This window comes from Nocardia australiensis (assembly GCF_020733705.1).
Classification (GTDB): domain Bacteria; phylum Actinomycetota; class Actinomycetes; order Mycobacteriales; family Mycobacteriaceae; genus Nocardia; species Nocardia australiensis.
The window spans coordinates 263,183-283,742 of record NZ_JAJFZM010000004.1; the positions used below are offsets into that span (position 1 = coordinate 263,183).

The window sequence follows — 20,560 nt, forward strand, 5'->3', positions numbered from 1 at the left end:
CGGTACTCGCGGACGCGATCAATCGGCGACCGAGTCCGCGAGTGTCTCGTCCGGCAATTCGCCGGTGCCACCGTCGGGCCAGCCTGGGTAGGGCGGGGGAGTGCCATCGAACTCTGGGCACAGGTGCTTGTATGAGCAGAAGCCGCACAGCCAGCTGGTGCTCGGCTGGAAATCGCCCGTCCGCCCCGCGTCGAGGATTGCCCGCCACAGCGCCGCCAGCGTGCGCTCGAAGCGCAGCAGCTCCGGTTCGTCGGGGGCGTAGGTGAGGATCTGCTCGTCGGCGAGATAGATCAGCCGCAGCTGGGTGGGCAGGATGCCGCGGGTGCGTAGCACCACCAATGCGTAGAACTTCAGCTGGAACAGTGCCTTGGTTTCCTGGGCGAGCCCGGGTGAGCGCCCGGTCTTGTAGTCGACCACCCGCAGCTGCCCGGTCGGCGCGACATCGATGCGATCGACGAACCCGCGCAGCGGCACTCCGCTCTCGAGTTCCACCTCCACCCGCGATTCGCACGACTCTGGATCGAAACGCGTCGGATCCTCGAGCCGGTAGTACGTCTCGACCAGGGTGCGCACTTCGCCGAGGAATTCCTCCAGACCGTCATCGGCCACCAACTCGGCGATCTCGGGTTGGTCGGCGAGCACCCGGGCCCACGCCGGTCCGGCCAGCTCGGCCGCGCGCTCGGGCACGCGGTCGGCCGTGGGCAGTCTGTACAGGTCCTCGAGCACCGCGTGCACCACCGTGCCGCGTACCGCGTTGCGCGACGGCGGTTCCGGGATCCGATCGATCGCCCGGAAGCGGTACTTCAGTGGACACTGCTTGAAATCCATTGCCCGCGAAGGGGACAGCGCGGGGCGCGACCGGCTCACCGCCATTGCGGGCACATCCGCCGAATCGGTGTCGGCGGGGGGCGTGGTCACGCTAACTCGCATACCTGGCAGGCTATCTGGCGGTACCGACAGGCCGGTGCCGCAACCGTGCGACAGCACCGACCGAGCGAAACGGAGATTCATGACGGCCAGACGGACCGGGCCATTCACCACCGGTGACCGGGTACAGCTGACCGATGCCAAAGGGCGCCTCTACACGGTGGTGCTGGAACCCGGTAAGGAGTTCCACACGCATCGCGGCGGGATCAAACACGACAACCTGATCGGCGCCGACGAGGGCACCGTGGTGAATTCGACGAACGGCACGCCGTACCTGGCGTTGCGTCCGCTGCTGGTCGACTACGTGTTGTCGATGCCGCGCGGCGCGGCGGTGATCTACCCAAAGGACGCCGCGCAGATCGTGCACGAGGGTGACATGTTCCCCGGCGCGCGTGTGCTGGAGGCGGGCGCCGGTTCGGGCGCGCTGACCTGCTCGCTGCTGCGCGCGGTCGGGCCACAGGGTGAGGTGGTCTCCTACGAGATTCGCGAGGACCACGCCGAGCACGCGATCCGCAATGTGGAGACGTTCTTCGGCGAACGCCCGGACAACTGGTCACTCACCGTCGCGGACGTCGCGGCTTACGACGGCCAGCCGGTCGATCGGGTCGTGCTCGACATGCTCGCACCGTGGGACGCGCTACCCGCGGTATCCAAAGCGCTGGTGCCCGGCGGTGTGCTGATCGTTTATGTGGCGACTGTTACGCAACTGTCGAAGGTTGTGGAGGCGCTGCGCGAACAGGAGTGCTGGACCGAGCCGCGCTCCTGGGAGTCCATGGTGCGCGGGTGGCATGTCGTTGGTCTCGCGGTTCGGCCCGAACATCGCATGCAGGGGCATACCGCGTTCCTGGTGAGCGCCCGGAGGCTCGCCGAGGGCACGGTTACCCCGAAGCCGCAGCGTCGGCCCTCCAAGGGCTGAGTTCGTTGACGACGAAGGCCGCCATATCCGCTGGAATGCGATGATGGCGGCCTTCGGTCGGTCGGGTGCGCGGTCAGGCCGGGACGCAGGGCGCCTGTGCGAAGCCGAGCATCAGGCAGCCGCTCGCGTCCGAAAGCTTCCACATGCCGTCGACATGCTCCCAGGTCAGGGGCATGGCAGGTGCGGCGCCGTGTGGCGAGGTGATGGTGACCTGAGCCGTCGCGGTATTGCCCTCGGTGGTGATGTCCGCGACGGTGTAGGTCAGCGTGCCGTAGTTGCCGAGCGCCTTGTTCATCTGGTCGATATTGGCTGTGCGCTGTTCGCCGTTCACGATCAGCGCGGCCTTGTCCGTGGTGGAGGTGGCTGGATCGGAAAGCTTGACCAGGACCGCCTGCAGCGTTTCGGGCGTGGGGGCGGCGTCCGTGGAGTGATCGCCGTGGCCGGCGGTGCTGGAAACGGCCGCCCCGGAGGACGCGGTGCTCGGGGCAGTGCTGGTGGTGGCCTTCGCCTCGGACGAGTCGTCGGAGCCGCATGCGGTCAATCCGACCGTCAATGCGAGGGCCGCCGCGACGGTGGCAAAGGAGACGCGCAGTGTCTTTGCGGGAGGGAGCATCGTCAGCAACCTTTCGGTTCGGTTGGCGAAACGGCACGCCAGAAACTTGTTAGGGCAGGCTAACATGCCTTGACGGGCCGCTCATCGCGGCCTAGATGTGATCACCACGAAACCATGTCCGACGGCGAGAACGGTTCGCGCCCGGTAGCGTTAATAGACCGGGACTGGGAGGAGCAGCACATGAGCCCCATCGAGAATTCGGATTCGGCGGCCTGGAGAGAGCTCGAGGCGGTACGCGCCGAAGCGGCTGCGCTCCGAAGGCAACTCGCCGATTCGCCGGATCATGCGCGGGAAATGGAAGCCCGCATCGATTCGCTGACGATTCGCAACGGCAAGCTGATGGACACTCTCAAGGAGGCGCGGCAGCAGCTTGTCGCCCTGCGTGAGGAAGTCGATCGGCTCGGTCAGCCACCGAGCGGATACGGCGTCTTGATCGGCGCGTACGAGGATCAGACGGTCGATGTGTTCACCTCGGGTCGCAAGATGCGGTTGACCTGTTCACCGAACATCGACACCTCGACCCTGGAATACGGTCAGACCGTCCGCCTCAACGAGGCGCTCACGGTTGTCGAGGCGTCGTTCTTCGACAAGATCGGTGAAATCGGCACGCTGCGCGAGATCCTCGATGACGGGCGCCGAGCGCTGGTCGTCGGCCACGCCGACGAGGAGCGCGTGGTGTGGCTGTCGGGCCCCCTGGCGAAGGTTGCCGAGTTCGATGATCTCGACGATCCCGACTCGCCGATCCGCAAGCTGCGCCCGGGCGACTCCCTGCTCGTGGACACCAAGGCGGGCTTCGCTTTCGAGCGCATCCCCAAGGCTGAGGTCGAAGATCTGGTGCTGGAAGAGGTGCCCGATGTCGACTACGGCGATATCGGTGGCCTCGGCAGGCAGATAGAGCAGATCCGCGATGCGGTGGAACTTCCCTTCCTGCACAAGGATCTGTTCAGGGAGTACGCACTTCGTCCGCCCAAGGGCGTGCTGCTCTACGGCCCACCTGGTTGCGGTAAGACGCTGATCGCCAAGGCGGTGGCTAACTCGCTGGCCAAGAAGATCGCCGAAGCGCGTGGTCAGGATGCCAAGGAAGCCAAGTCGTTCTTCCTCAACATCAAGGGCCCCGAACTGTTGAACAAGTTCGTGGGTGAGACCGAGCGCCACATTCGGATCATCTTCCAGCGGGCCAGGGAAAAGGCGTCCGAGGGTACTCCGGTGATCGTGTTCTTCGACGAGATGGACTCGATCTTCCGCACCCGCGGTTCCGGCGTGTCCTCCGATGTGGAGACCACAGTGGTGCCGCAGTTGCTCTCGGAGATCGACGGTGTCGAGGGCCTCGAGAACGTCATCGTGATCGGCGCCTCCAATCGTGAGGACATGATCGACCCGGCTATCCTGCGGCCAGGACGACTCGATGTGAAGATCAAGATCGAGCGGCCGGACGCGGAATCGGCGCAGGACATCTTCTCGAAGTACCTGACCGACCAATTGCCGCTGCACGCGGACGACCTCACTGAATTCGGTGGCGACAAGACGCTGTGCATCAACGCGATGATCGAGCGGGTTGTCGACCGGATGTACGCCGAGAGCGAGGACAACCGCTTCCTGGAGGTCACCTACGCCAACGGTGACAAGGAGGTCCTGTACTTCAAGGACTTCAATTCCGGCGCCATGATCCAGAACATCGTGGACCGCTCGAAGAAGTACGCGATCAAGGCGGTGCTCGACACCGGCAACCCCGGCCTGCGCATCCAGCATCTCTACGATTCGATAGTGGACGAGTTCTCCGAGAACGAGGACCTGCCCAACACCACGAATCCCGATGACTGGGCCCGCATTTCGGGTAAGAAGGGCGAGCGGATCGTCTACATTCGCACGCTGGTCACAGGTAAGAACGCCAGCGCGAGCCGGGCGATCGATACCGAGTCGAACACGGGGCAGTACCTGTAGAACTACCCATTCGAAGGGTCGCATTTCGTAGGGAGTGCGGCCCTTCGGCTTGTCATGGGGTGGCCACGCGTGCGAAAATCTGACCATGCGGCCGGAAAATAGTCCTGGTGGTCGACAGCGGTCGTTCATCGAGGAGGCGCGTCGGCGGCAGATCATCGCCTCGGCGGTGGAGGTAATCTCCGAGGTCGGTTACGGGAATGCCTCGCTGGCTCGGATCGCCAAACACGCGGGCGTGTCGAAGGGGGTGATCTCCTACCACTTCGAGGGCAAAGACGATTTGATGACGCAGCTGGTGATCCAGCTGTACGTATCGGGCGCCGAATACATGGTGCCGTTGATCGCTGCGGCCGAGGGGGCGCGAAATCGGTTGCGCGCGTACTTGGAATCGAATCTGAGCTTCATCGAGGCGAACCGCAACTATGTGGCGGCGATGACCGATGTCGTGATGAATCTGCGCGATTCCGAAGGAAAACGGACCTTCGACGACCCGAATGGGGAGCGCGAGATCCTGGACCCGCTGGTGCTGATGCTGCGTGAGGGGCAGGAGGGTGGTGACTTCGGCGAGTTCGATGCCGTGATCATGGCCAAGTCCATTCGCGATTCCATCGACAGCGCGGCCGGACGATCGATCAGGGAACCGGATTTCGATATGAGCAAATACTCGGCACACCTGTGCAAGGTGTTCGATTCGGCGACTCGGAAAGCGGGGAGAGATCGCTAGCGTACTGGAAGCCGATGCCCGGCAAGGGGATAGACCGGACGGGCTGGCACCGTTCGCGCTGGTAGGGGTCGGGGCGATTGCCGCGACCGCGACCGTCGCCCTGCTGCTGTCGCTCGGACGATACGGATTCTTCGGTGACGAACTGTATTTCGTGTCCGCCGGGCGCAGGTTTGCCGCCGGGTACGCCGATCAGGGACCGGTGGTACCGGCGATCGCGCGTCTGATGGACCTGATCGCACCGGGATCGCTGATCGCGTTGCGGATTCCGGCGATGCTGATCACCGTCGCGGCGATCTTCCTCAGCGCGCAGATCGCGCGAGAGTTCGGCGGCTCTCGCGGCGCGCAGGTGCTGACCGCGACCGCGTATGTGACCTCGTCGTTCCTGCTGGTGCAGGGAAGTCAGTTGGCTACCAACACTATTGACACCGCATTGTGGGTGCTCATCAGTTGGTTGCTCATCCGTTGGGTACGCACGCGACGCGACGGCCTGCTGATGTGGGCGGCATTGGTGACGGCGATCGACATGCAGGTGAAGTGGCTGATCCCCTTCTTCTGGATCGCGGTGGCGATCGGCGTACTGGTCTACGGCCCGCGCGAGCTACTGCGGCGTCCGGCACTGTGGTTCGGCGCGGCGATCGTTGTGGTTTCGGCCGTTCCGAGCCTGATCTGGCAGGCTGAGCACGACTGGCCGCAGCTGCGTCTCGGAGCCGTGGTGGCGGCGGAACAGGACGGAATCGGTGGTCGCTACATCTGGCTTCCGCTGGCGATCGCCGCGGCGGGATTGTTCGGCGCGGTACTGCTGCTGTCCGGCATATGGACGCTGCTACGTTCGGAGTCGCTGCGCCCGTACCGATTCCTCGGTTTGGTTCCGATTCTGCTGACGGTGGCCTTCATACTCACCGGTGGTCGTCCCTATTACGCTGCGGGCGTCTATGCGGCGGTCATGGCGGTCGGCGCGGTGCGGTGGACGCAGAGCACCGCTCGCTGGCGGCCCTTCGTCGCTGTTCCGCTGATCGCGGCATCGGTCGTGCTGGTGGTGTTTTCGCTGCCGCTGCGGCCCACGTCGCAGATCGAGCCGTTCGACAGCCAGTCCGGCAATGGAATCGAGTTCCTGTTCTACGCCAAGTTCGGTTGGCCGGAACTGCGCGATGCCACCGTAACGGCCTACCAGGCACTCCCGGAACCGGAGCGCGACAACTCCGTGGTGGTCACCGATTCCTATTGGCAGGCAAGCGCTCTGGACGTAGATCGTGAGCGGTTGGGGCTGCCCGCGATCTACAGTCCCAACCGCGGCTTCGGATACTTCGGCACCCCACCGGATTCCGCGACGACGGTGCTATGGGTCAGCGATGACGACACCGAAGCGCGCTCCGTCTGCGGCACGGTAACGCCGGTCGGCCGCGTCGACGCCCGCCTCGGGTACCCGGGTCTCACCCGCGACGTCACGATCTGGCGCTGCGAGCACCCGCGCCTGCTGTGGTCGCAAATGTGGCCGGACCTGCTGCGTCTGGACTGATCTCCGCGATGACCCGGATGTAGACAGGGCCCGACGACAATTGTGCGATGTCACCGACACCCCGATTCGCGGACCAGGACCGAGTAGCACAGTTGTGGAGTGCTACTCGGCGGCTCCGGCTGTGGGCATGACTCAATTACGCGCGGTGGTAACGGAATTGAGGATCACGTCAGTAGCCGGCGCACCGTCGGCGGAGCCGTCCTGGACGCCCGCGGCAGCGATATTCGCAATAACGTCCAGCCCGCCGGTGATTCGGCCGAACGGGGTGTAGTTCGGCGGCAGCGTCGTGTCCTGGTAGACGAGGAAGAACTGGCTCCCATTGGTGTTCGCGCCCGCGTTGGCCATGGCGACCGTACCTGCCGGATACGTCGCGCCCTGCAGGTTTTCGTCCGGGACGTGATAGCCGGGGCCGCCCATGCCCGAGGCCGTTGGATCGCCGCACTGGAGGACGAAAATGCCCGCGGTGGTGAGGCGGTGGCACTTGGTGCCGTCGAAATACTGTTCGTTGGAAAGGAATTGGAAGGAGTTAACCGTGCGTGGTGCGTGCGCGGCGTCGAGCGCGATGGTTACCGTGCCGCAGGTGGTTTCCAGGGTCGAGGTGTATTCGGCACCGGGATCGACGGCCAGGCCGGGTTCGAGCTTCCATTGCTTGCCGTTGGGTTGACCGGCGAGCGCCTCGGAACAGCCCGCACCCGTTGCCTTTTCGAGCCATGGCCCGGTATCGGCCGAGGCGACGGCGGGCGCGGATATCGCGAGGGCGGCGCTGAGCGCCAGTAAACCGAGGATGCGCGTCGGGACTCCGAATCGACGATAGAGTGGCCGGTGCGGCCGATCTTGGTCGAGTTGCCGCGCCTGCAGTTCGCTACTCACCGGGAGGAATCTCCTTATATGGGGTTGGGCACCGGACGATGCTGCCGCGCATCATTCCATCTCACCGTGGCGAGCGTGGGGTGTTGGCGCGAGACGGTACAGATCTGATCGCTCTCGACGCGGTCGATCAGGTGCCCGGACGCGGGGTAGGTCGGCGTCACGGCGGTGGCTGTGGCTAGTTCGGTTGCCGGCGCGCACTCGCCGCTACCGGGGCAATCGTCGCCTGGGCGGCAGCCGCGAGCCGGATTGCAGTGCACCGAACGGATCAGGCTACTTGCTGCGGCGGCGATCCCGGCCGGAGTGCGATCATCGAGCGCCGCGCCGTTGCCGGTTGCGGGGTAGGTCGTCGGTTCGAGGGGCACCGGCTCATTCTGCTTCGGGCACCGGAGCCTAAACCATCGGCGGTACCGAGGTTTATGGATACGAAACTGTTTCCGCAAACTTGTAACACAACCGAATTGGTTCGAGGTGAAGTATAACAAAGCATGGGAATTGTTCGAGCTGCGCTCGTCCAGACGAACTGGACGGTCGACAAAGAGTCCATGATCAAAGCGCACGAGGACTATGCCCGTCAGGCCGCCGCGCAAGGCGCGAAGGTGATCTGCTTCCAGGAGTTGTTCTACGGCCCATATTTCTGCCAGTTACAGGACGTTGAGTTCTATGCCTACGCGGAATCGGTGCCCGGCCCGACCACGGAGCGATTCGCCGTGCTGGCAAAGGAATTGGGCCTGGTGATGGTGCTTCCGGTATATGAGCAGGAACAACCCGGACTGCTATACAACACCGCGGCGATCGTCGATGCCGACGGCAGTTATCTCGGCAAGTACCGCAAGCATCACATTCCGCACGTCAATGGATTCTGGGAGAAGTTTTACTTCCGCCCCGGAAATCTCGGCTGGCCGGTGTTCGACACCGCCGTGGGCAAGGTCGGCATCAATATCTGCTACGACCGGCATTTCCCGGAAGGCTGGCGGGCGCTGGGGCTGGCGGGCGCCGAAATAGTATTCAATCCATCGGCCACTTCGCGCGGGCTTTCGAGCTATTTATGGAAACTCGAGCAGCCCGCCTCTGCGGTCGCCAACGAGTACTACATCGGCGCGATCAACCGGGTGGGTATCGAATCGGAGTACGGCGACGACGATTTCTACGGCTCCAGTTACTTCGTCGATCCAGAGGGCAAGTTCGTCGGTGACGTCGCCTCCGATTCCGCTCCGGAACTGGTGATTCGCGACCTCGACATGGATCTGATCAAAACTGTCCGCGACCGATGGGCGTTCTATCGTGATCGTCGCCCGGACGCGTATGGACCGATGGTTGCTCCGTGAGGCTGGTGATATCGATATGACAAAGACCTTTATCTACGGCGGCACGGTGGTCTCGGCCACCGGATCGCAATTGCTCGACGTGCTGGTGGACGGCGAAACCATTGTCGCGGTCCTACAACCCGGTGCCACCACGCTGGGAGCCGATCTCATCCACTCCGCGGATGTGGTCATCGACGCCACCGGTAGATACGTGATTCCCGGTGGCGTGGACGGGCATACGCATATGCAGATGCCCTTCGGCGGTACCGAGGCGTCCGATACCTTCGAGACCGGCACCAGGGCGGCGGCCTGGGGCGGCACGACCACCATTATCGATTTCGCCGTGCAGAAGCCGGGCGAACGAGTGCAGGACTGCCTCGGTGCGTGGCATGAGAAGGCCGCCGGGCAGTGCGCCATCGACTACGGATTCCATCAGATCATCGGCGACGTGAACGGCGAATCCCTCGAGGGCATGAGCGAATTGGTGGCCGATGGTGTCACCAGTTTCAAATTGTTCATGGCCTACCCGGGAGTTTTCTACTCTACCGATGGTCAGATCGTGCGGGCCATGCAAGCGGCGGGCAACCTCGGCGCATTGCTGATGATGCACGCGGAGAACGGGATCGCCATCGACGTGCTTGTCGAACAAGCGCTCGCCCGTGGCGAGACCACGCCGTATTTCCATGGCGTCACCCGGCCATGGCAGCTCGAAGAGGAGGCCACCCACCGCGCGATCATGCTCGCCCAATTGACCGGGGCGCCACTGTATATCGTGCACGTATCGGCCAAACAGGCGATGGAACAGATCATGGCCGCACGGGGAAACGGGCAGAACGTATTCGGCGAGACCTGCCCGCAATACCTGTATCTCTCGCTCGAAGAACAGTTGGGTGCACCGGGTTTCGAGGGTGCCAAATGGGTATGTTCGACGCCGTTGCGGTCAAGGGCCGAAGGCCATCAGGACGAGCTGTGGCGGTATTTACGCACCGGCGCCGTCACTTCCGTCAGCACCGACCACTGCCCGTTCTGTATGAACGGTCAAAAAGACCTGGGCGTGGGCGATTTCAGCAAAATTCCCAATGGCATCGGCGGCGTCGAACACCGCGTGGATCTGATGTTCCAGGGTGTGCGCAACGGCCTGATTTCGCTGGAACGCTGGGTCGAGGTGTGCTGCACGACTCCGGCCCGAATGTTCGGCATGTATCCGCGCAAGGGCGTAGTCAGCCCCGGCGCCGACGCCGACATCGTGATCTACGACCCGAACGGTCACACCAGCATCGGCATGGGCAAGACCCACCACATGAATATGGACTATTCCGCATGGGAGGGCTTCGAGATCGACGGGCACGTCGACACTGTGCTCTCGCGCGGCCGGGTGATCATCGACGACGGCGAATACCGGGGCAGCACCGGACATGGCCGCTTCATCGCCCGGGAACTGTCGCAGAACCTGATCTGACGACACCAAACGCATCCGATTCGAAACGGAGAGTGCCGCATGGATATCGGTGTGGTGCTGCAATGCACACCCCCGGCCTCGCGGGTGGTCGAATTGGCCAGACTGGCTGAGACACACGGCTTTTCGCATGCGTGGACCTTCGACTCGCACCTGCTGTGGCAGGAGCCGTACGTCATCTACAGCCAGATCCTCGCGGCCACCCGCAGAATTTCGGTCGGCCCGATGGTGACCAACCCGGCCACCAGGGACTGGACGGTGACGGCGTCCGCCTTCGCGACGCTCAATGACATGTTCGGTAACCGCACCGTTTGCGGCATCGGCCGCGGCGACTCCGCCGTACGCACACTCGGCGGCAAGCCGACGACGTTGGCAACTCTGCGGGAATCCGTCGAGGTGATCAGGGAACTCGGTAACGGGCGCAGCGCCCGGGTCGGGGACACCGTAGTGCGATTCCCGTGGGCGGGTGACTCGGAACTCGAGGTCTGGGTCGCGGGCTACGGTCCGCGCGCGCTGGCACTCATCGGTGAAGTGGCCGACGGCTTCATCCTGCAGCTGGCAGACCCGGACATCACGGCGTGGACCATCGCGCGGGTGCGGGCGGCGGCCGAAGGTTCGGGCCGGGATCCGGAATCGGTGAAAATCTGTGTCGCCGCACCGGCTTACGTGACCGACGGTTCCGAGGCCGCGACCGCGCACGCCCGCGAACAGTGTCGCTGGTTCGGCGGCATGGTCGGCAACCATGTCGCCGACATTGTGGCGAAATATGGCTCCGGCGGCGATATTCCGTCGGCACTGACCGAATACATCGCGGGCCGGCACGGATATGACTACAACGAGCACGGCCGCGCGGGAAATACCCATGCCGATTTCGTGCCGGACGCGATCGTCGACCGATTCTGTCTGATCGGCACGGCTGACGAGCAGGTCGCGCGATTGCGTGAACTCGAAGAACTCGGTGTCGACCAGTTCGCGGTGTATCTCCAGCATGACGCGAAGACCGCCACGCTGGACGCATACGGTGAATTGGTCATCCCGCACATCGCGCACCCGATCACGGCGACGGCGGTGGCCGAATGACCGCCCACATGGCCACTGTCGTGGCAGCATGTTGCGAGCTGATCGGCAGGATGTCGACCGAGCGTGGCATTCACCAGGCCACCGCATCAGAGGGCGCGCGATGAGCGCGGGGACGCGGGCCAGGCGGGCCGGGTACGTGGTCGGCGTGCTCGCGCTCGTGGTCGTTGTGTGGGAGCTGGTGAACCGATGGCCCGGTCAGTGCGGGGTCAGCGCGATCACGACCCCGCCCTGCTGCCAGGTCTGATACATATCGGCCTTGTTCGGTGTCCCATCGGCGGCGAACCCGATGCCGTTGAACTTCGCATTGGCGTGATTGTCGGCGGCGATGATCTCGTAGAGCCGCATTACGTCCTGCTCATCGGTGTAGACCACGGGATCGAAGGGCTGCGCGGCATGGCCGAGTAACACCTCGACCGTGTTACCTGCCTGCAGATTCTTCACCCACGGCCGCAGTGTGGTACCGATCAGGAGGGTGCCTTCGTGACGGGTGTAGGCCACGGGCACGTTGTACACCTTCCCGGTCTTGCGCCCGACCACACGCAACATAAGCAGCCGCTTCCCGACCACACGAGAGATGCCGGGGGTATGCAGCAGAATTCGGATAAGCCAGTTGACCGCGCCTTGATGCTGGCCGATCGGCTCGGCACCGCTCGTCGTCGGGCTGCCGTAGGGGTTCGGAGAAATCGATTCGTCGCTCATATCTCCAGTGTCGAACCTGCCGTCGTAGTCGGCCCACTGATACGTCGGATGGGAACGAATCTGCGGCGAGTTACGCTGCGCATATGACTGGACAGACGGAGATCTGGCACAACCCGCGATGCACGAAGAGCCGCAACGCGACCGCGTTCCTCGATGCGGCGGGGGTGGACTACACGGTTCGCCGCTACCTCGACGATCCGCCGACCGTCGCGGAATTGCAGACGGTTCTGCAGCGATTGGATGCCGAACCGTGGGATATCGCCCGCACCGGTGAGCAGATCGCGAAGGATCTCGGTATGTCCGGCTGGGGGCGCACCGCCACGGACCGCGATCGCTGGATCGAGGCGTTGGCCGCGCATCCCATCTTGATTCAACGGCCGATTGTGCTCACCGGCGGCGGCGGTGTCGTCGCGCGTGACGATGCGACGCTGCAATCGCTGGCTTGACATCGAGTCTCCGCGCGTCGAGTCCGTGCTGGTCGTCCTCCGATACGTCGTGGCCGTCGGCACCCGGTAATGTCGGCGTTTATGAAGGTACAACTGCGCCATAGTCCGGCGTCCGGTGTCGCGCGATGCTTCCTCGCCGGTGGCGAACCGATGCGGGTCGAGAGTGGTGCGATGGTCGCGCATTCGGCCGGAGTCACGTTGCAGGCCAAGGCCGAAGGCGGCATCCTGGCCGGGCTCAAGCGGTCGGTGCTGGCCGGTGAATCGTTCTTCGTTTCCACGTTCACCGCACCGCAGCAGGGTGGTTGGGTCGATGTGGCGCCCGCGCTGCCTGGCGACATGTTGAACATGCAGATCACCCAGGACCGGCCGTTCTTCATCAATCGTGGCGGCTGGATCGCGAATTCCCATGGCGTGCAAGTGGAAAGCAAATGGGGTGGTTTCGCGAACATGTTCGGCGGTGAGGGCGGTTTCGGTCTGCGTGCGCACGGTGACGGTGAAATCGTTGTCGGGGTATTCGGCGCTATCGACGTGATCGATCTCCAGCCCGGCGAGCCGATCACCATCGACACCGGTCACGTGGTGGCCTACGACCTGGCGATGAACTTCACTATGCGTCGCGCGGTATCGGGCCGTTCGATCCAATCCCTGAAATCTGGCGAGGGTTTCGTCTTCGACTTCACTGGTCCCGGTCGCGTGCTACTGCAAACACGCAATCCGGGCGCGCTCGCGGCGTGGGCCGGATCGTCGGCGTCCTCGGGCTAACGCGAATCACGCGGGCTTCGGCATATTGCGGCGCCGATCGTCGGTCAGCCGAACAACCCCTCGACAAGGGCTCGGGTGTCGGGAACGAATGGCCAAGCGGGATCGGCAAGGTGGGAGGCGAGTTCAGCGTCGGTCCACCACCAACCATCGGCGATCTCTTCGGGTTGGTGCAGGATCGGGCCGTCGTAGCGCAGTTCGTATGCGAACAGATGGCAGCGCATCGGTGCGCCGAGCCATTCGCCTTCCCACGCGATGGTGCGCAGTAGGGGGAGGGTGGTGTCGGCGGGCAGGATGATGCCCAACTCCTCGCCGAGTTCACGCAATGCGGTCCGGTCCGGGGTTTCACCGGGCTCGGCCACGCCACCGACCAGACAATCGTGCATACCGGCGAACACCATTTTGGTGTCGGTGCGGCGGTGGACGTAGACACGCGTCCCGTCGCCGGAGCGAACCAGCACACCTGCGCTGACATGCCAGGTTCCATTCCGATAGACGGTGGCTCGGTCGGCCGCACCGACCTGCAGGCCCGCTCGGTCGTAGACCGCGATCGTCTCCGCGCTCGGTTGAATTGACACCTTTCGAGAGTAACGTGAGCAGCGCCCGCCACCTGGAGAGAGGACCGACCCGATGGTGTTTCCGCGCGCATTGGCGAATTTCAATCGGCACGTCACCAATCCCGTCGCGAATCGGATCGCAGGCCGGGTCGCGCCGCTGGGGATCGTCGTGCACAAGGGCCGAAAGTCCGGTCGTGCCTACCGAACTCCGGTGTGGGTTTTCGAAAATGATGGCGTCTATCGGATTTCGCTCACCTATGGTCATGACGTCGACTGGGTGAAGAATATCCGCGCGGCGGGAACGTTCGAGCTGGAGACAAGGGGTCGCACGGTCGAGCTTATCGACCCTGTCGTGACGCATGACCCATCGGCGAACTGGGCGCCGATCGGTCTACGGCAGGTGCTGAAAGGCATTGCCGCCGCCGACTACCTGCAGGCCCGCGCCGCGTAACGTTCCGCTCAGCGGCGCCGCCGATCAGGTTTCACGCCGGGTTTGGGTGCTGTACGTGCCCGCGCCTCGGCGGCCTCGGCAGCCGATTCGGCGTCGAGGCGCCGATAGACGAAATGCTGTTGCGCCAGCGTCCACGCGTTGTTCGACACCCAATACAACAGAATCGCCACCGGCAGTACCGCGCCGCCGACAATAGCGCCCGCCGGAAACACCCAGAGCGACAAAGTGTTCAGCAGGGGAAGTTGCGTGGCGGTCGGGTCTTGTCGCGCGACAGCCGCGCGTGCCGTGAAATGTGTTGCGAGAGCGGCGATAAGCATGAGCGGAACCGCGATGATCGCCACCTGCAGGGCCAGTGTCCCGGTACTGGCGAGAGTCGCTGATAGGGGAGCGCCGAATAGATCGGCATGCATGAACGACTGCACGTCGGCCGCGCCGAAGAGCCAGTACCCAGGCCAGGCCGCTGGCGGGACCGAGCAGAGCGGCAAAAGCGGTATGCCACAACCAGAGAATGGCCGAGACGGGGTAGTAGATGAAGTCGAGCATGAGAGGCACCTGACTGCGATTCGTGCGTGCGCACGGTAGCGGGAATGGTCAGCCGAAACGCCGACGACACCCCGCCACTCGGGTGGGTAGCCGTCAGGCGGCGGCGGAACCGGGCGCTCGTGGGCGCGGGCGACCCGCGGTATCAGGATTACTTTGGCGCAGAAACGAACCCCGTCGACGACGCTGTGCCGACGGTGGCGGACCCGATCGGGCAACAAGCAGCGGCAGTCGGGTCGTGCTCCGCAGCGATATCAGCGCGAAGACCACCGACGCCGCCATCGCACCGATCACGGCGAATGCGGCGGGCTCGTGTGCGGGTGCGGCGATCAGTGCCAGTGCGGGCAGCACGAATGCGAAAACCGCAAACGTCGTGAGTTGCACCCGCGTGCACATGCGTCGAGCGTACCTGCGGATGCGCCACCCCGGTGGATTCGCCCGCACCGGCCGTAGTCATTCGATCCGGTGAGGTCGGCTATCGGCCATCCCCGAGGTCCCAGCGCGAGGGGCAGCTGAGAGCCGATGGCGCCAGTCCGAAGGTGCGGCGGCAGGTGCGGGTGAACTGGGTGCAATCGGCAAACCCCGCGGCGATGGCGGCATCGGCGAGGTCGTCGCCGGAGCGGACTCTGGTGACGGCCATGTGCAGGCGCAGCCACAGTATGTAGGGACGTAACGGTATTCCGACCTGTTCGGTGAACAGGTGGGTCAGCCGAGAGCCCGAAACGCCGAGGCGGCGGGCGACGTCGGCGCCGCGGACCGGGCCGTCGCGAACCAATGCGGGCAGCATCCGCATCGCCTCGTTGACCACGGCGTGCTGACCGGTGGGTGCGCTGCCCTCCGTGTCGTGCTGGAGATCGTGGACGACCTCAGCGACGGCCTCGGCGAGGCCGACGCTGGCGGGATCGGCGGGTAGGGAGTGGGTGCTGTCGGCCCAGCCATAGGCGTGTGCCCTGTGGTCGGCGGCAGCGCCCGCGGCGGTTTCCGGGTCGAGATATATCGCGGTGCCGCGCTCGGCGCCCGCGGCGATCCGGTGCGGTGCGTCGGCGGGCACGATGACGTGCGTGCCGTGGTGCCGAATTCCGCTGGCATCCACCACGACTATCGGAGTCTGGGTGGCGACGATCTGGACCGCGTTGTGGGCGTGCAGTTCCGTCACCCCGATCGGCCCATAGAAGGCGAGGACGCCCGCCCGCAGCAATCCGGTCTTCGGCTCGCGGTCCGCAGTGGGTGGTCCGGAGGCGTGGTGCACGGAGGTCGGTGACGTCGTGGCAACGGACGTCGCGTCGGTAACCAGAGCCTTCATCATCAGATGCTCCCGGCGGAAAGCGAATCCTGGTTCGGATCCCTCGCCGAGACTATCCCGGTGCGGCGGCGATTGTCAGAGTATCGGCGACCTGACCCAGAACTCGATCGTGTTTGCCACGACCACATTCCGGTTGCCGACAGCGATCACTGGACCGGCACCGGTGCCAAAGGAAACGGGGGAGCGCCGGGGGACCGGGGCGCGATATTCCGCACCCTCCCCGGCCGCAACCCCACCCCCGGCCGCATCCAGGAACGCGGCCTCGGGGTTCCACTCGATCGCGATCCGCCGCTCGGCGAACTGCTTACTCGTCAGGGGGATCGGTCGCGCAGCCCGGCTAGCTCAGCGCTCGATAGCTCACGTGCCACAGCCATTCGACCGGCCCGCGTTCGAAGCGGCGCAGCCATAGGTGAGCGAAGGCGGCGATGATCAACGCGACCAGCAGATAGATGCCGACGGTGAATGGGACTCTGGCATCGGGGGAGACCCGGGCCGCTAGCCCGAAACCCCAGCCGTAGCACAGGATCGAGGCGACCAGGTTCTGCAGGATGTAGCAGCTGAGCGCCGTGCGGCCGACCTCGGCGCAGCGGCGGCCGAAGAATCCGACATGCGGGTGGCGCAGGTAGAACTCGGCGACCAGGGCGAGGATGGCGAAGGAGACGAATGGGGCGGTGCCGTAGCGGGTGAAGATCAGCATCTCGCCGCCGCCGAATACGCCGACAATCAGGTCGATCGGCGCTGCGAGGCAGAAGCCTGCGATCATGAGGCGCTTGCGGATTCGCGCGCCCTCTGGCCGGAACACTCCCACGCGCAACAGGTGCGCACCAGCGAGGAACAGCGCGATGGACATGGGGAACACGAAGAGCGGCTCGAGCCGGAATATACCGGCGTTCTGTACGCGGAAGACGACGAGATCCCAAAAGGTCCCATCCGCATAAGGATTCGGATCCAGTGGTTTCGGTGGAGCCGAATCCTGCTGGGGTGCAAGAGTGATCGCGAGTGCGATGAGAGTCAGCATCACCACGTGGATGCATGCCGCAACCCGCAGCCAACGGCGTTGCGAGCGTTCGCTTGTCGCCAGCACGAACGCGACAACCAACCCGGTGACCGCATATCCCATCAGGACGTCGAACTCGGCGACGAACAGAAAATTCAGCAGGCCGTCCAGAAACAGCAAGCCCGCCCGCCACGGATAGCTGCCGGGCCAGCGCCTGCCCGCGCGTGTCGCGGACCCCTGTTGGATGGCAAGGCCGATGCCGAACATGATGGTGAGCAGCCCGAGGAACTTACCCTGCGCGACCTGCTGCAACACCCGCTCGGCCCACATCCATCCGGTGGCCCGCTCGTTCAATTCGTTCAGATAGCCGATCATGCCCTGCGTGTTGGTCAGGATCCAGATATTGGTGCCGAGCGTGCCGAGAATCGCGATGCCGCGCAACACATCCAGTGCCACGAGGCGTGTGGGGCGTGCCGAGCCGGGATCCGGCGCATCCTCCGGCTTGTGGTGGTGCCCCGCGGCGTCCGGTAGGGAACCGGCGATCGAATCGGTCATGTTCCGAATATCCTGTTTGCGCCGATCGGCCCGGATCCTTCGGAAGTACCACCGTCGGTATGACATCGAGGTCAATCCCGTCGCCGAGGCCACTGGTCGCGATCCGGTCGGGGCGTCCGCCGGTGTCTTCGCCGGGCCCGGCGCGGCCCATCGACGGACCGAGCCCGGCCGCGCCCGTTACGCTCGTCATATGCAGCGCATCATCGGTATCGAGGTCGAATACGGCATCTCCACCCCCGCCGAGCCGTCCGCCAACCCGATCCTCACCTCCACCCAGGCGGTTCTCGCCTACGCGGCGGCGGAGGGTGTGCCGCGCGCCAAGCGCACCCGATGGGACTACGAGGTGGAATCGCCGCTGCGCGACGCCCGCGGATTCGATCTGAGCCGGATGAACGGTCCCGCCCCGGTAATCGACGCCGACGAGGTGGGCGCGGCGAACATGATCCTGACCAACGGCGCCCGGCTATATGTCGATCACGCGCACCCGGAATATTCCGCGCCCGAGGTGGTCGATCCGTTGGACGCGGTGATTTGGGACAAGGCGGGCGAGCGCGTGATGGAGGCGGCCGCACGGCACGCGTCCAGCGTGCCCGGCGCACCGCGCTTGCAGCTCTACAAAAACAATGTCGACGGCAAGGGCGCTTCCTACGGCACCCATGAGAACTACCTCATGAATCGCGACACCCCGTTCAACCAGATCATCGTCGGCCTCACCCCGTTCTTTGTATCGCGCCAGGTCATCACCGGTTCTGGTCGTGTCGGCATTGGGCAATCCGGCGATCACACCGGATTCCAGCTGTCCCAGCGGGCCGACTACATCGAGGTCGAGGTCGGTCTGGAGACCACGCTCAAGCGCGGCATCATCAACACCCGCGACGAACCACACGCCGACGCCGACAAGTACCGCAGGCTGCACGTCATCATCGGCGACGCCAACCTGGCCGAAATGTCCACCTACCTCAAGGTCGGCACCGCCGCACTGGTCCTGGATCTGATCGAGGCCGGCGAGGACCTTTCGGATCTGCAGCTGGCCCGTCCGGTGACCGCGGTACACCAGATCTCCCACGACCCCACGCTGCGTGCCACCGTCGCCCTCGCAGACGGCCGCGAGCTGACCGGCCTTGCGCTGCAGCGCATCTATCTCGACCGGGTGGCGAAGTTCGTTGCCCGCGAGGCCAACGATGATCCCCGCGTGCAGGACATCCTGGAGAACTGGGCGATGGTCCTCGACCTGCTCGAGCGTGACCCGATGGAATGCGCCAACCTGCTCGACTGGCCGGCCAAGCTGCGCCTGCTCGAAGGTATGCGCAGCCGTGAGGGCCTGGGCTGGGCGGCCCCCAAACTGCATCTGATGGACCTGCAGTACTCCGATGTCCGGTTGGACAAGGGGCTCTACAACCGGTTGGTCGCGCGCGGTTCGATGAAACGCCTCGTCACCGAGCAGCAGGTCCTCGCCGCGATGACCAACCCGCCGACCGACACCCGCGCCTACTTCCGCGGCGAATGCCTGCGCCGTTTCGGCGGGGATATCGCCGCCGCGAGCTGGGATTCGGTGATTTTCGACCTGGGAGGCGACTCCCTGGTCCGGATCCCGACCCTGGAGCCGCGCCGCGGCACCAAGGCCCACGTCGGTCAGCTGCTCGACGGCGTCGGCACCGCCGCCGAGCTGGTCGAACAGCTCACCACCTAAAGATTTGGCGCCATCACGCGATCAACACAGTGTCGAAGGCGCCGCAAAATCGGCACACCTGGGTAGTGTTGAAGGACGGGCACGGACATTGCTCATGATCGGGGTCGTGCTCAGTACAGAGCTTCGGTCATGGTGAGGACAGAGGAGGTCGGCTGCTATGGCACAAGAGCAGACCAAGCGCGCCGGGGGCGGCGACGAGGATGAGGGTCCCGACGGCGTTGACGCCGCCGGACAGGAGCGCCGCGAAAAGCTGGCGGAGGAAACCGACGACCTGCTCGACGAGATCGATGATGTGCTCGAGGAGAACGCGGAGGACTTTGTTCGTGCGTATGTGCAGAAGGGCGGCCAGTGACAGCAGGTGACCCCTTGCGTCTCCACCCGGGGTACGCCCTCTCGTCGTTTTCCGAACACCTCCGTATGCATGCTCCGGAACTGTTGCCCGGCAATAATTTCGGCGCGATCGACGGTGCCACCGGTAGTTCCGGTGGCACCGCCGCGCAAGATCTGGCTCCGCATGGAACCACCATCGTCGCGGTGTCGTTTCGCGGGGGCGTGCTGATCGCGGGTGACCGGCGTGCCACGCAGGGAAACCTGTTGGCCAGCAGGGATATGGAGAAGGTGTACATCACCGACACCTATTCCGCGGCGGGTATCGCGGGCACCGCGGGAATGGCGGTCGAGATGGTGCGGCTGTTCGCGGTGGAGCTCGAGTACTACGAGAAGATCGAGGGCGTATCGCTGACCTTCGACGGTAAGGCCAACAAACTCTCGAAGATGGTGCGCGACAACCTGCCCGCCGCATTGCAGGGTTTGGCGGTGGTACCGGTGCTGGTCGGCTACGACGAGCACACCACCGACCCCGATCGGGCAGGCCGGATAATTTCCTACGACGTGGTCGGCGGTCGCAGCGAAGAGCGATTCGGTTATGCCGCAGTCGGTTCCGGTTCGATGTTCGCCAAGTCGTCGTTGAAGAAGTTGTACAGCAAGGGAATCGATCAGGATCGCGCGTTGAGCATCGCGATCGAGTCGCTGCTGGACGCCGCCGATGACGACACCGCGACCGGTGGTCCGGACCTGGTGCGTGGCATTTATCCGACGGCGATCGTGATCGACGAGGAGGGCGCCGTAGAGGTTGCGGACCCTCGGCTCGAGGAGATCGCGCGCGCAATCGTCGCCGAGCGTGAGGAGCGAGAGGCGTGATGGGTGATAGTCGCGCGGC

Annotated in this window: 23 protein-coding genes; 13 read left to right on the forward strand and 10 right to left on the reverse strand. The window is 64.6% G+C overall.

Going from position 1 to position 20,560, the window contains the following annotated elements; translation table 11 throughout:
- Window positions 1-18: 18 nt before the first annotated feature.
- Window positions 19-930, reverse strand: a complete 912-nt coding sequence (locus tag LKE06_RS22015) for a RecB family exonuclease (protein WP_228001238.1) — start codon at window positions 928-930, stop codon at window positions 19-21.
- Between the two features lie 79 nt (window positions 931-1,009).
- Here LKE06_RS22015 and LKE06_RS22020 point away from each other — a divergent pair, with 79 nt between their 5' ends.
- On the forward strand, window positions 1,010-1,843 hold the full coding sequence (locus tag LKE06_RS22020) for a tRNA (adenine-N1)-methyltransferase (protein ID WP_228001239.1): 834 nt from the start codon (window positions 1,010-1,012) through the stop codon (window positions 1,841-1,843).
- A gap of 73 nt (window positions 1,844-1,916) precedes the next feature.
- On the opposite strand, the gene LKE06_RS22025 is transcribed toward LKE06_RS22020, so the two are convergent.
- On the reverse strand, window positions 1,917-2,456 hold the full coding sequence (locus LKE06_RS22025) for a WKL family lipoprotein (protein WP_228001240.1): 540 nt from the start codon (window positions 2,454-2,456) through the stop codon (window positions 1,917-1,919).
- 180 nt (window positions 2,457-2,636) lie between these two features.
- Between LKE06_RS22025 and arc the strand changes: the two genes are divergently transcribed.
- The 3 genes from arc (at window position 2,637) to LKE06_RS22040 (ending at window position 6,634) form a co-directional block, all read left to right on the forward strand.
- Window positions 2,637-4,397, forward strand: a complete 1,761-nt coding sequence (gene arc, locus LKE06_RS22030; protein WP_228001241.1) for a proteasome ATPase — start codon at window positions 2,637-2,639, stop codon at window positions 4,395-4,397.
- Window positions 4,398-4,482: 85 nt separating this feature from the next.
- Window positions 4,483-5,118, forward strand: coding sequence for a TetR/AcrR family transcriptional regulator (locus LKE06_RS22035; RefSeq protein ID WP_228001242.1), 636 nt, complete (start codon window positions 4,483-4,485; stop codon window positions 5,116-5,118).
- A gap of 151 nt (window positions 5,119-5,269) precedes the next feature.
- Window positions 5,270-6,634: a glycosyltransferase family 39 protein gene (locus tag LKE06_RS22040; RefSeq protein WP_228001243.1), complete on the forward strand. Its 1,365-nt coding sequence runs from the start codon at window positions 5,270-5,272 to the stop codon at window positions 6,632-6,634.
- A 132-nt stretch (window positions 6,635-6,766) separates the two neighbouring features.
- Here the strand turns inward: LKE06_RS22040 and LKE06_RS22045 are convergent, their stop codons facing one another.
- Window positions 6,767-7,504, reverse strand: coding sequence for a peptidylprolyl isomerase (locus tag LKE06_RS22045; RefSeq protein WP_228001244.1), 738 nt, complete (start codon window positions 7,502-7,504; stop codon window positions 6,767-6,769).
- A 14-nt stretch (window positions 7,505-7,518) separates the two neighbouring features.
- Window positions 7,519-7,866, reverse strand: coding sequence for a hypothetical protein (locus LKE06_RS22050; RefSeq protein WP_228001245.1), 348 nt, complete (start codon window positions 7,864-7,866; stop codon window positions 7,519-7,521).
- 123 nt (window positions 7,867-7,989) lie between these two features.
- Here LKE06_RS22050 and LKE06_RS22055 point away from each other — a divergent pair, with 123 nt between their 5' ends.
- Genes LKE06_RS22055 through LKE06_RS22065 form a run of 3 tightly spaced genes read left to right on the forward strand, consistent with a single transcriptional unit; the run spans window position 7,990 to window position 11,344 of the window.
- The gene (locus LKE06_RS22055) at window positions 7,990-8,829 is read left to right on the forward strand and encodes a nitrilase-related carbon-nitrogen hydrolase (RefSeq protein WP_228001246.1); all 840 of its coding nucleotides are present in this window, start codon (window positions 7,990-7,992) and stop codon (window positions 8,827-8,829) included.
- Window positions 8,830-8,845: 16 nt separating this feature from the next.
- Window positions 8,846-10,267, forward strand: coding sequence for a dihydropyrimidinase (hydA, locus tag LKE06_RS22060; protein WP_228001247.1), 1,422 nt, complete (start codon window positions 8,846-8,848; stop codon window positions 10,265-10,267).
- 39 nt (window positions 10,268-10,306) lie between these two features.
- Complete coding sequence (locus LKE06_RS22065; protein WP_228001248.1) at window positions 10,307-11,344, forward strand: TIGR03842 family LLM class F420-dependent oxidoreductase; 1,038 nt, start codon at window positions 10,307-10,309, stop codon at window positions 11,342-11,344.
- Window positions 11,345-11,539: 195 nt separating this feature from the next.
- On the opposite strand, the gene LKE06_RS22070 is transcribed toward LKE06_RS22065, so the two are convergent.
- Complete coding sequence (locus LKE06_RS22070) at window positions 11,540-12,043, reverse strand: nitroreductase/quinone reductase family protein (protein WP_228001249.1); 504 nt, start codon at window positions 12,041-12,043, stop codon at window positions 11,540-11,542.
- An 83-nt stretch (window positions 12,044-12,126) separates the two neighbouring features.
- Here LKE06_RS22070 and LKE06_RS22075 point away from each other — a divergent pair, with 83 nt between their 5' ends.
- Together LKE06_RS22075 and LKE06_RS22080 are read left to right on the forward strand one after the other, a co-directional pair.
- A complete protein-coding gene (locus tag LKE06_RS22075; protein WP_228001250.1) occupies window positions 12,127-12,489 on the forward strand; it encodes an arsenate reductase family protein in 363 nt (120 codons plus the stop codon).
- Between the two features lie 81 nt (window positions 12,490-12,570).
- On the forward strand, window positions 12,571-13,251 hold the full coding sequence (locus LKE06_RS22080; RefSeq protein WP_228001251.1) for a TIGR00266 family protein: 681 nt from the start codon (window positions 12,571-12,573) through the stop codon (window positions 13,249-13,251).
- A gap of 44 nt (window positions 13,252-13,295) precedes the next feature.
- Here the strand turns inward: LKE06_RS22080 and LKE06_RS22085 are convergent, their stop codons facing one another.
- Window positions 13,296-13,826, reverse strand: a complete 531-nt coding sequence (locus LKE06_RS22085; RefSeq protein WP_228001252.1) for an NUDIX hydrolase — start codon at window positions 13,824-13,826, stop codon at window positions 13,296-13,298.
- A gap of 52 nt (window positions 13,827-13,878) precedes the next feature.
- Here LKE06_RS22085 and LKE06_RS22090 point away from each other — a divergent pair, with 52 nt between their 5' ends.
- Window positions 13,879-14,256 (forward strand): nitroreductase family deazaflavin-dependent oxidoreductase, encoded by a 378-nt coding sequence (locus LKE06_RS22090; RefSeq protein ID WP_228001253.1) that lies wholly within the window; start codon window positions 13,879-13,881, stop codon window positions 14,254-14,256.
- A gap of 8 nt (window positions 14,257-14,264) precedes the next feature.
- On the opposite strand, the gene LKE06_RS22095 is transcribed toward LKE06_RS22090, so the two are convergent.
- From LKE06_RS22095 to LKE06_RS22110, 4 genes are all read right to left on the reverse strand, one after another.
- Window positions 14,265-14,666 carry a YidC/Oxa1 family membrane protein insertase gene (locus LKE06_RS22095; RefSeq protein WP_228001254.1) on the reverse strand — a complete coding sequence of 134 codons (402 nt, stop codon included), beginning with the start codon at window positions 14,664-14,666 and terminating at the stop codon, window positions 14,265-14,267.
- A 226-nt stretch (window positions 14,667-14,892) separates the two neighbouring features.
- Window positions 14,893-15,192: a DUF6412 domain-containing protein gene (locus tag LKE06_RS22100; RefSeq protein ID WP_228001255.1), complete on the reverse strand. Its 300-nt coding sequence runs from the start codon at window positions 15,190-15,192 to the stop codon at window positions 14,893-14,895.
- 79 nt (window positions 15,193-15,271) lie between these two features.
- Window positions 15,272-16,099, reverse strand: coding sequence for a helix-turn-helix transcriptional regulator (locus tag LKE06_RS22105; RefSeq protein ID WP_228001256.1), 828 nt, complete (start codon window positions 16,097-16,099; stop codon window positions 15,272-15,274).
- Between the two features lie 337 nt (window positions 16,100-16,436).
- On the reverse strand, window positions 16,437-17,651 hold the full coding sequence (locus LKE06_RS22110; RefSeq protein WP_228001257.1) for a DUF418 domain-containing protein: 1,215 nt from the start codon (window positions 17,649-17,651) through the stop codon (window positions 16,437-16,439).
- A 190-nt stretch (window positions 17,652-17,841) separates the two neighbouring features.
- Here LKE06_RS22110 and dop point away from each other — a divergent pair, with 190 nt between their 5' ends.
- The 3 genes from dop (at window position 17,842) to prcB (ending at window position 20,541) form a co-directional block, all read left to right on the forward strand.
- Window positions 17,842-19,341, forward strand: a complete 1,500-nt coding sequence (dop, locus tag LKE06_RS22115; protein ID WP_228001258.1) for a depupylase/deamidase Dop — start codon at window positions 17,842-17,844, stop codon at window positions 19,339-19,341.
- A 157-nt stretch (window positions 19,342-19,498) separates the two neighbouring features.
- Window positions 19,499-19,693, forward strand: coding sequence for a ubiquitin-like protein Pup (locus LKE06_RS22120; RefSeq protein WP_014986166.1), 195 nt, complete (start codon window positions 19,499-19,501; stop codon window positions 19,691-19,693).
- A 65-nt stretch (window positions 19,694-19,758) separates the two neighbouring features.
- Window positions 19,759-20,541: a proteasome subunit beta gene (prcB, locus tag LKE06_RS22125; RefSeq protein WP_255649559.1), complete on the forward strand. Its 783-nt coding sequence runs from the start codon at window positions 19,759-19,761 to the stop codon at window positions 20,539-20,541.
- Window positions 20,542-20,560: the final 19 nt, after the last annotated feature.

Excerpts from the sequence above, each read along its gene's own strand:
- arc (WP_228001241.1), top strand. The coding sequence starts at position 2,637 with ATGAGCCCCATCGAGAATTCGGATTCGGCGGCCTGGAGAGAGCTCGAG.
- LKE06_RS22015 (WP_228001238.1), bottom strand. The coding sequence starts at position 930 with ATGCGAGTTAGCGTGACCACGCCCCCCGCCGACACCGATTCGGCGGAT.
- LKE06_RS22105 (WP_228001256.1), bottom strand. The coding sequence starts at position 16,099 with ATGAAGGCTCTGGTTACCGACGCGACGTCCGTTGCCACGACGTCACCG.
- LKE06_RS22075 (WP_228001250.1), top strand. The coding sequence starts at position 12,127 with ATGACTGGACAGACGGAGATCTGGCACAACCCGCGATGCACGAAGAGC.
- LKE06_RS22025 (WP_228001240.1), bottom strand. The coding sequence starts at position 2,456 with ATGCTCCCTCCCGCAAAGACACTGCGCGTCTCCTTTGCCACCGTCGCG.
- LKE06_RS22080 (WP_228001251.1), top strand. The coding sequence starts at position 12,571 with ATGAAGGTACAACTGCGCCATAGTCCGGCGTCCGGTGTCGCGCGATGC.
- LKE06_RS22065 (WP_228001248.1), top strand. The coding sequence starts at position 10,307 with ATGGATATCGGTGTGGTGCTGCAATGCACACCCCCGGCCTCGCGGGTG.
- hydA (WP_228001247.1), top strand. The coding sequence starts at position 8,846 with ATGACAAAGACCTTTATCTACGGCGGCACGGTGGTCTCGGCCACCGGA.
- LKE06_RS22070 (WP_228001249.1), bottom strand. The coding sequence starts at position 12,043 with ATGAGCGACGAATCGATTTCTCCGAACCCCTACGGCAGCCCGACGACG.
- prcB (WP_255649559.1), top strand. The coding sequence starts at position 19,759 with ATGCATGCTCCGGAACTGTTGCCCGGCAATAATTTCGGCGCGATCGAC.
- dop (WP_228001258.1), top strand. The coding sequence starts at position 17,842 with ATGCAGCGCATCATCGGTATCGAGGTCGAATACGGCATCTCCACCCCC.
- LKE06_RS22100 (WP_228001255.1), bottom strand. The coding sequence starts at position 15,192 with ATGTGCACGCGGGTGCAACTCACGACGTTTGCGGTTTTCGCATTCGTG.
- LKE06_RS22095 (WP_228001254.1), bottom strand. The coding sequence starts at position 14,666 with ATGCATGCCGATCTATTCGGCGCTCCCCTATCAGCGACTCTCGCCAGT.
- LKE06_RS22120 (WP_014986166.1), top strand. The coding sequence starts at position 19,499 with ATGGCACAAGAGCAGACCAAGCGCGCCGGGGGCGGCGACGAGGATGAG.
- LKE06_RS22055 (WP_228001246.1), top strand. The coding sequence starts at position 7,990 with ATGGGAATTGTTCGAGCTGCGCTCGTCCAGACGAACTGGACGGTCGAC.
- LKE06_RS22090 (WP_228001253.1), top strand. The coding sequence starts at position 13,879 with ATGGTGTTTCCGCGCGCATTGGCGAATTTCAATCGGCACGTCACCAAT.
- LKE06_RS22020 (WP_228001239.1), top strand. The coding sequence starts at position 1,010 with ATGACGGCCAGACGGACCGGGCCATTCACCACCGGTGACCGGGTACAG.
- LKE06_RS22110 (WP_228001257.1), bottom strand. The coding sequence starts at position 17,651 with ATGACCGATTCGATCGCCGGTTCCCTACCGGACGCCGCGGGGCACCAC.
- LKE06_RS22035 (WP_228001242.1), top strand. The coding sequence starts at position 4,483 with ATGCGGCCGGAAAATAGTCCTGGTGGTCGACAGCGGTCGTTCATCGAG.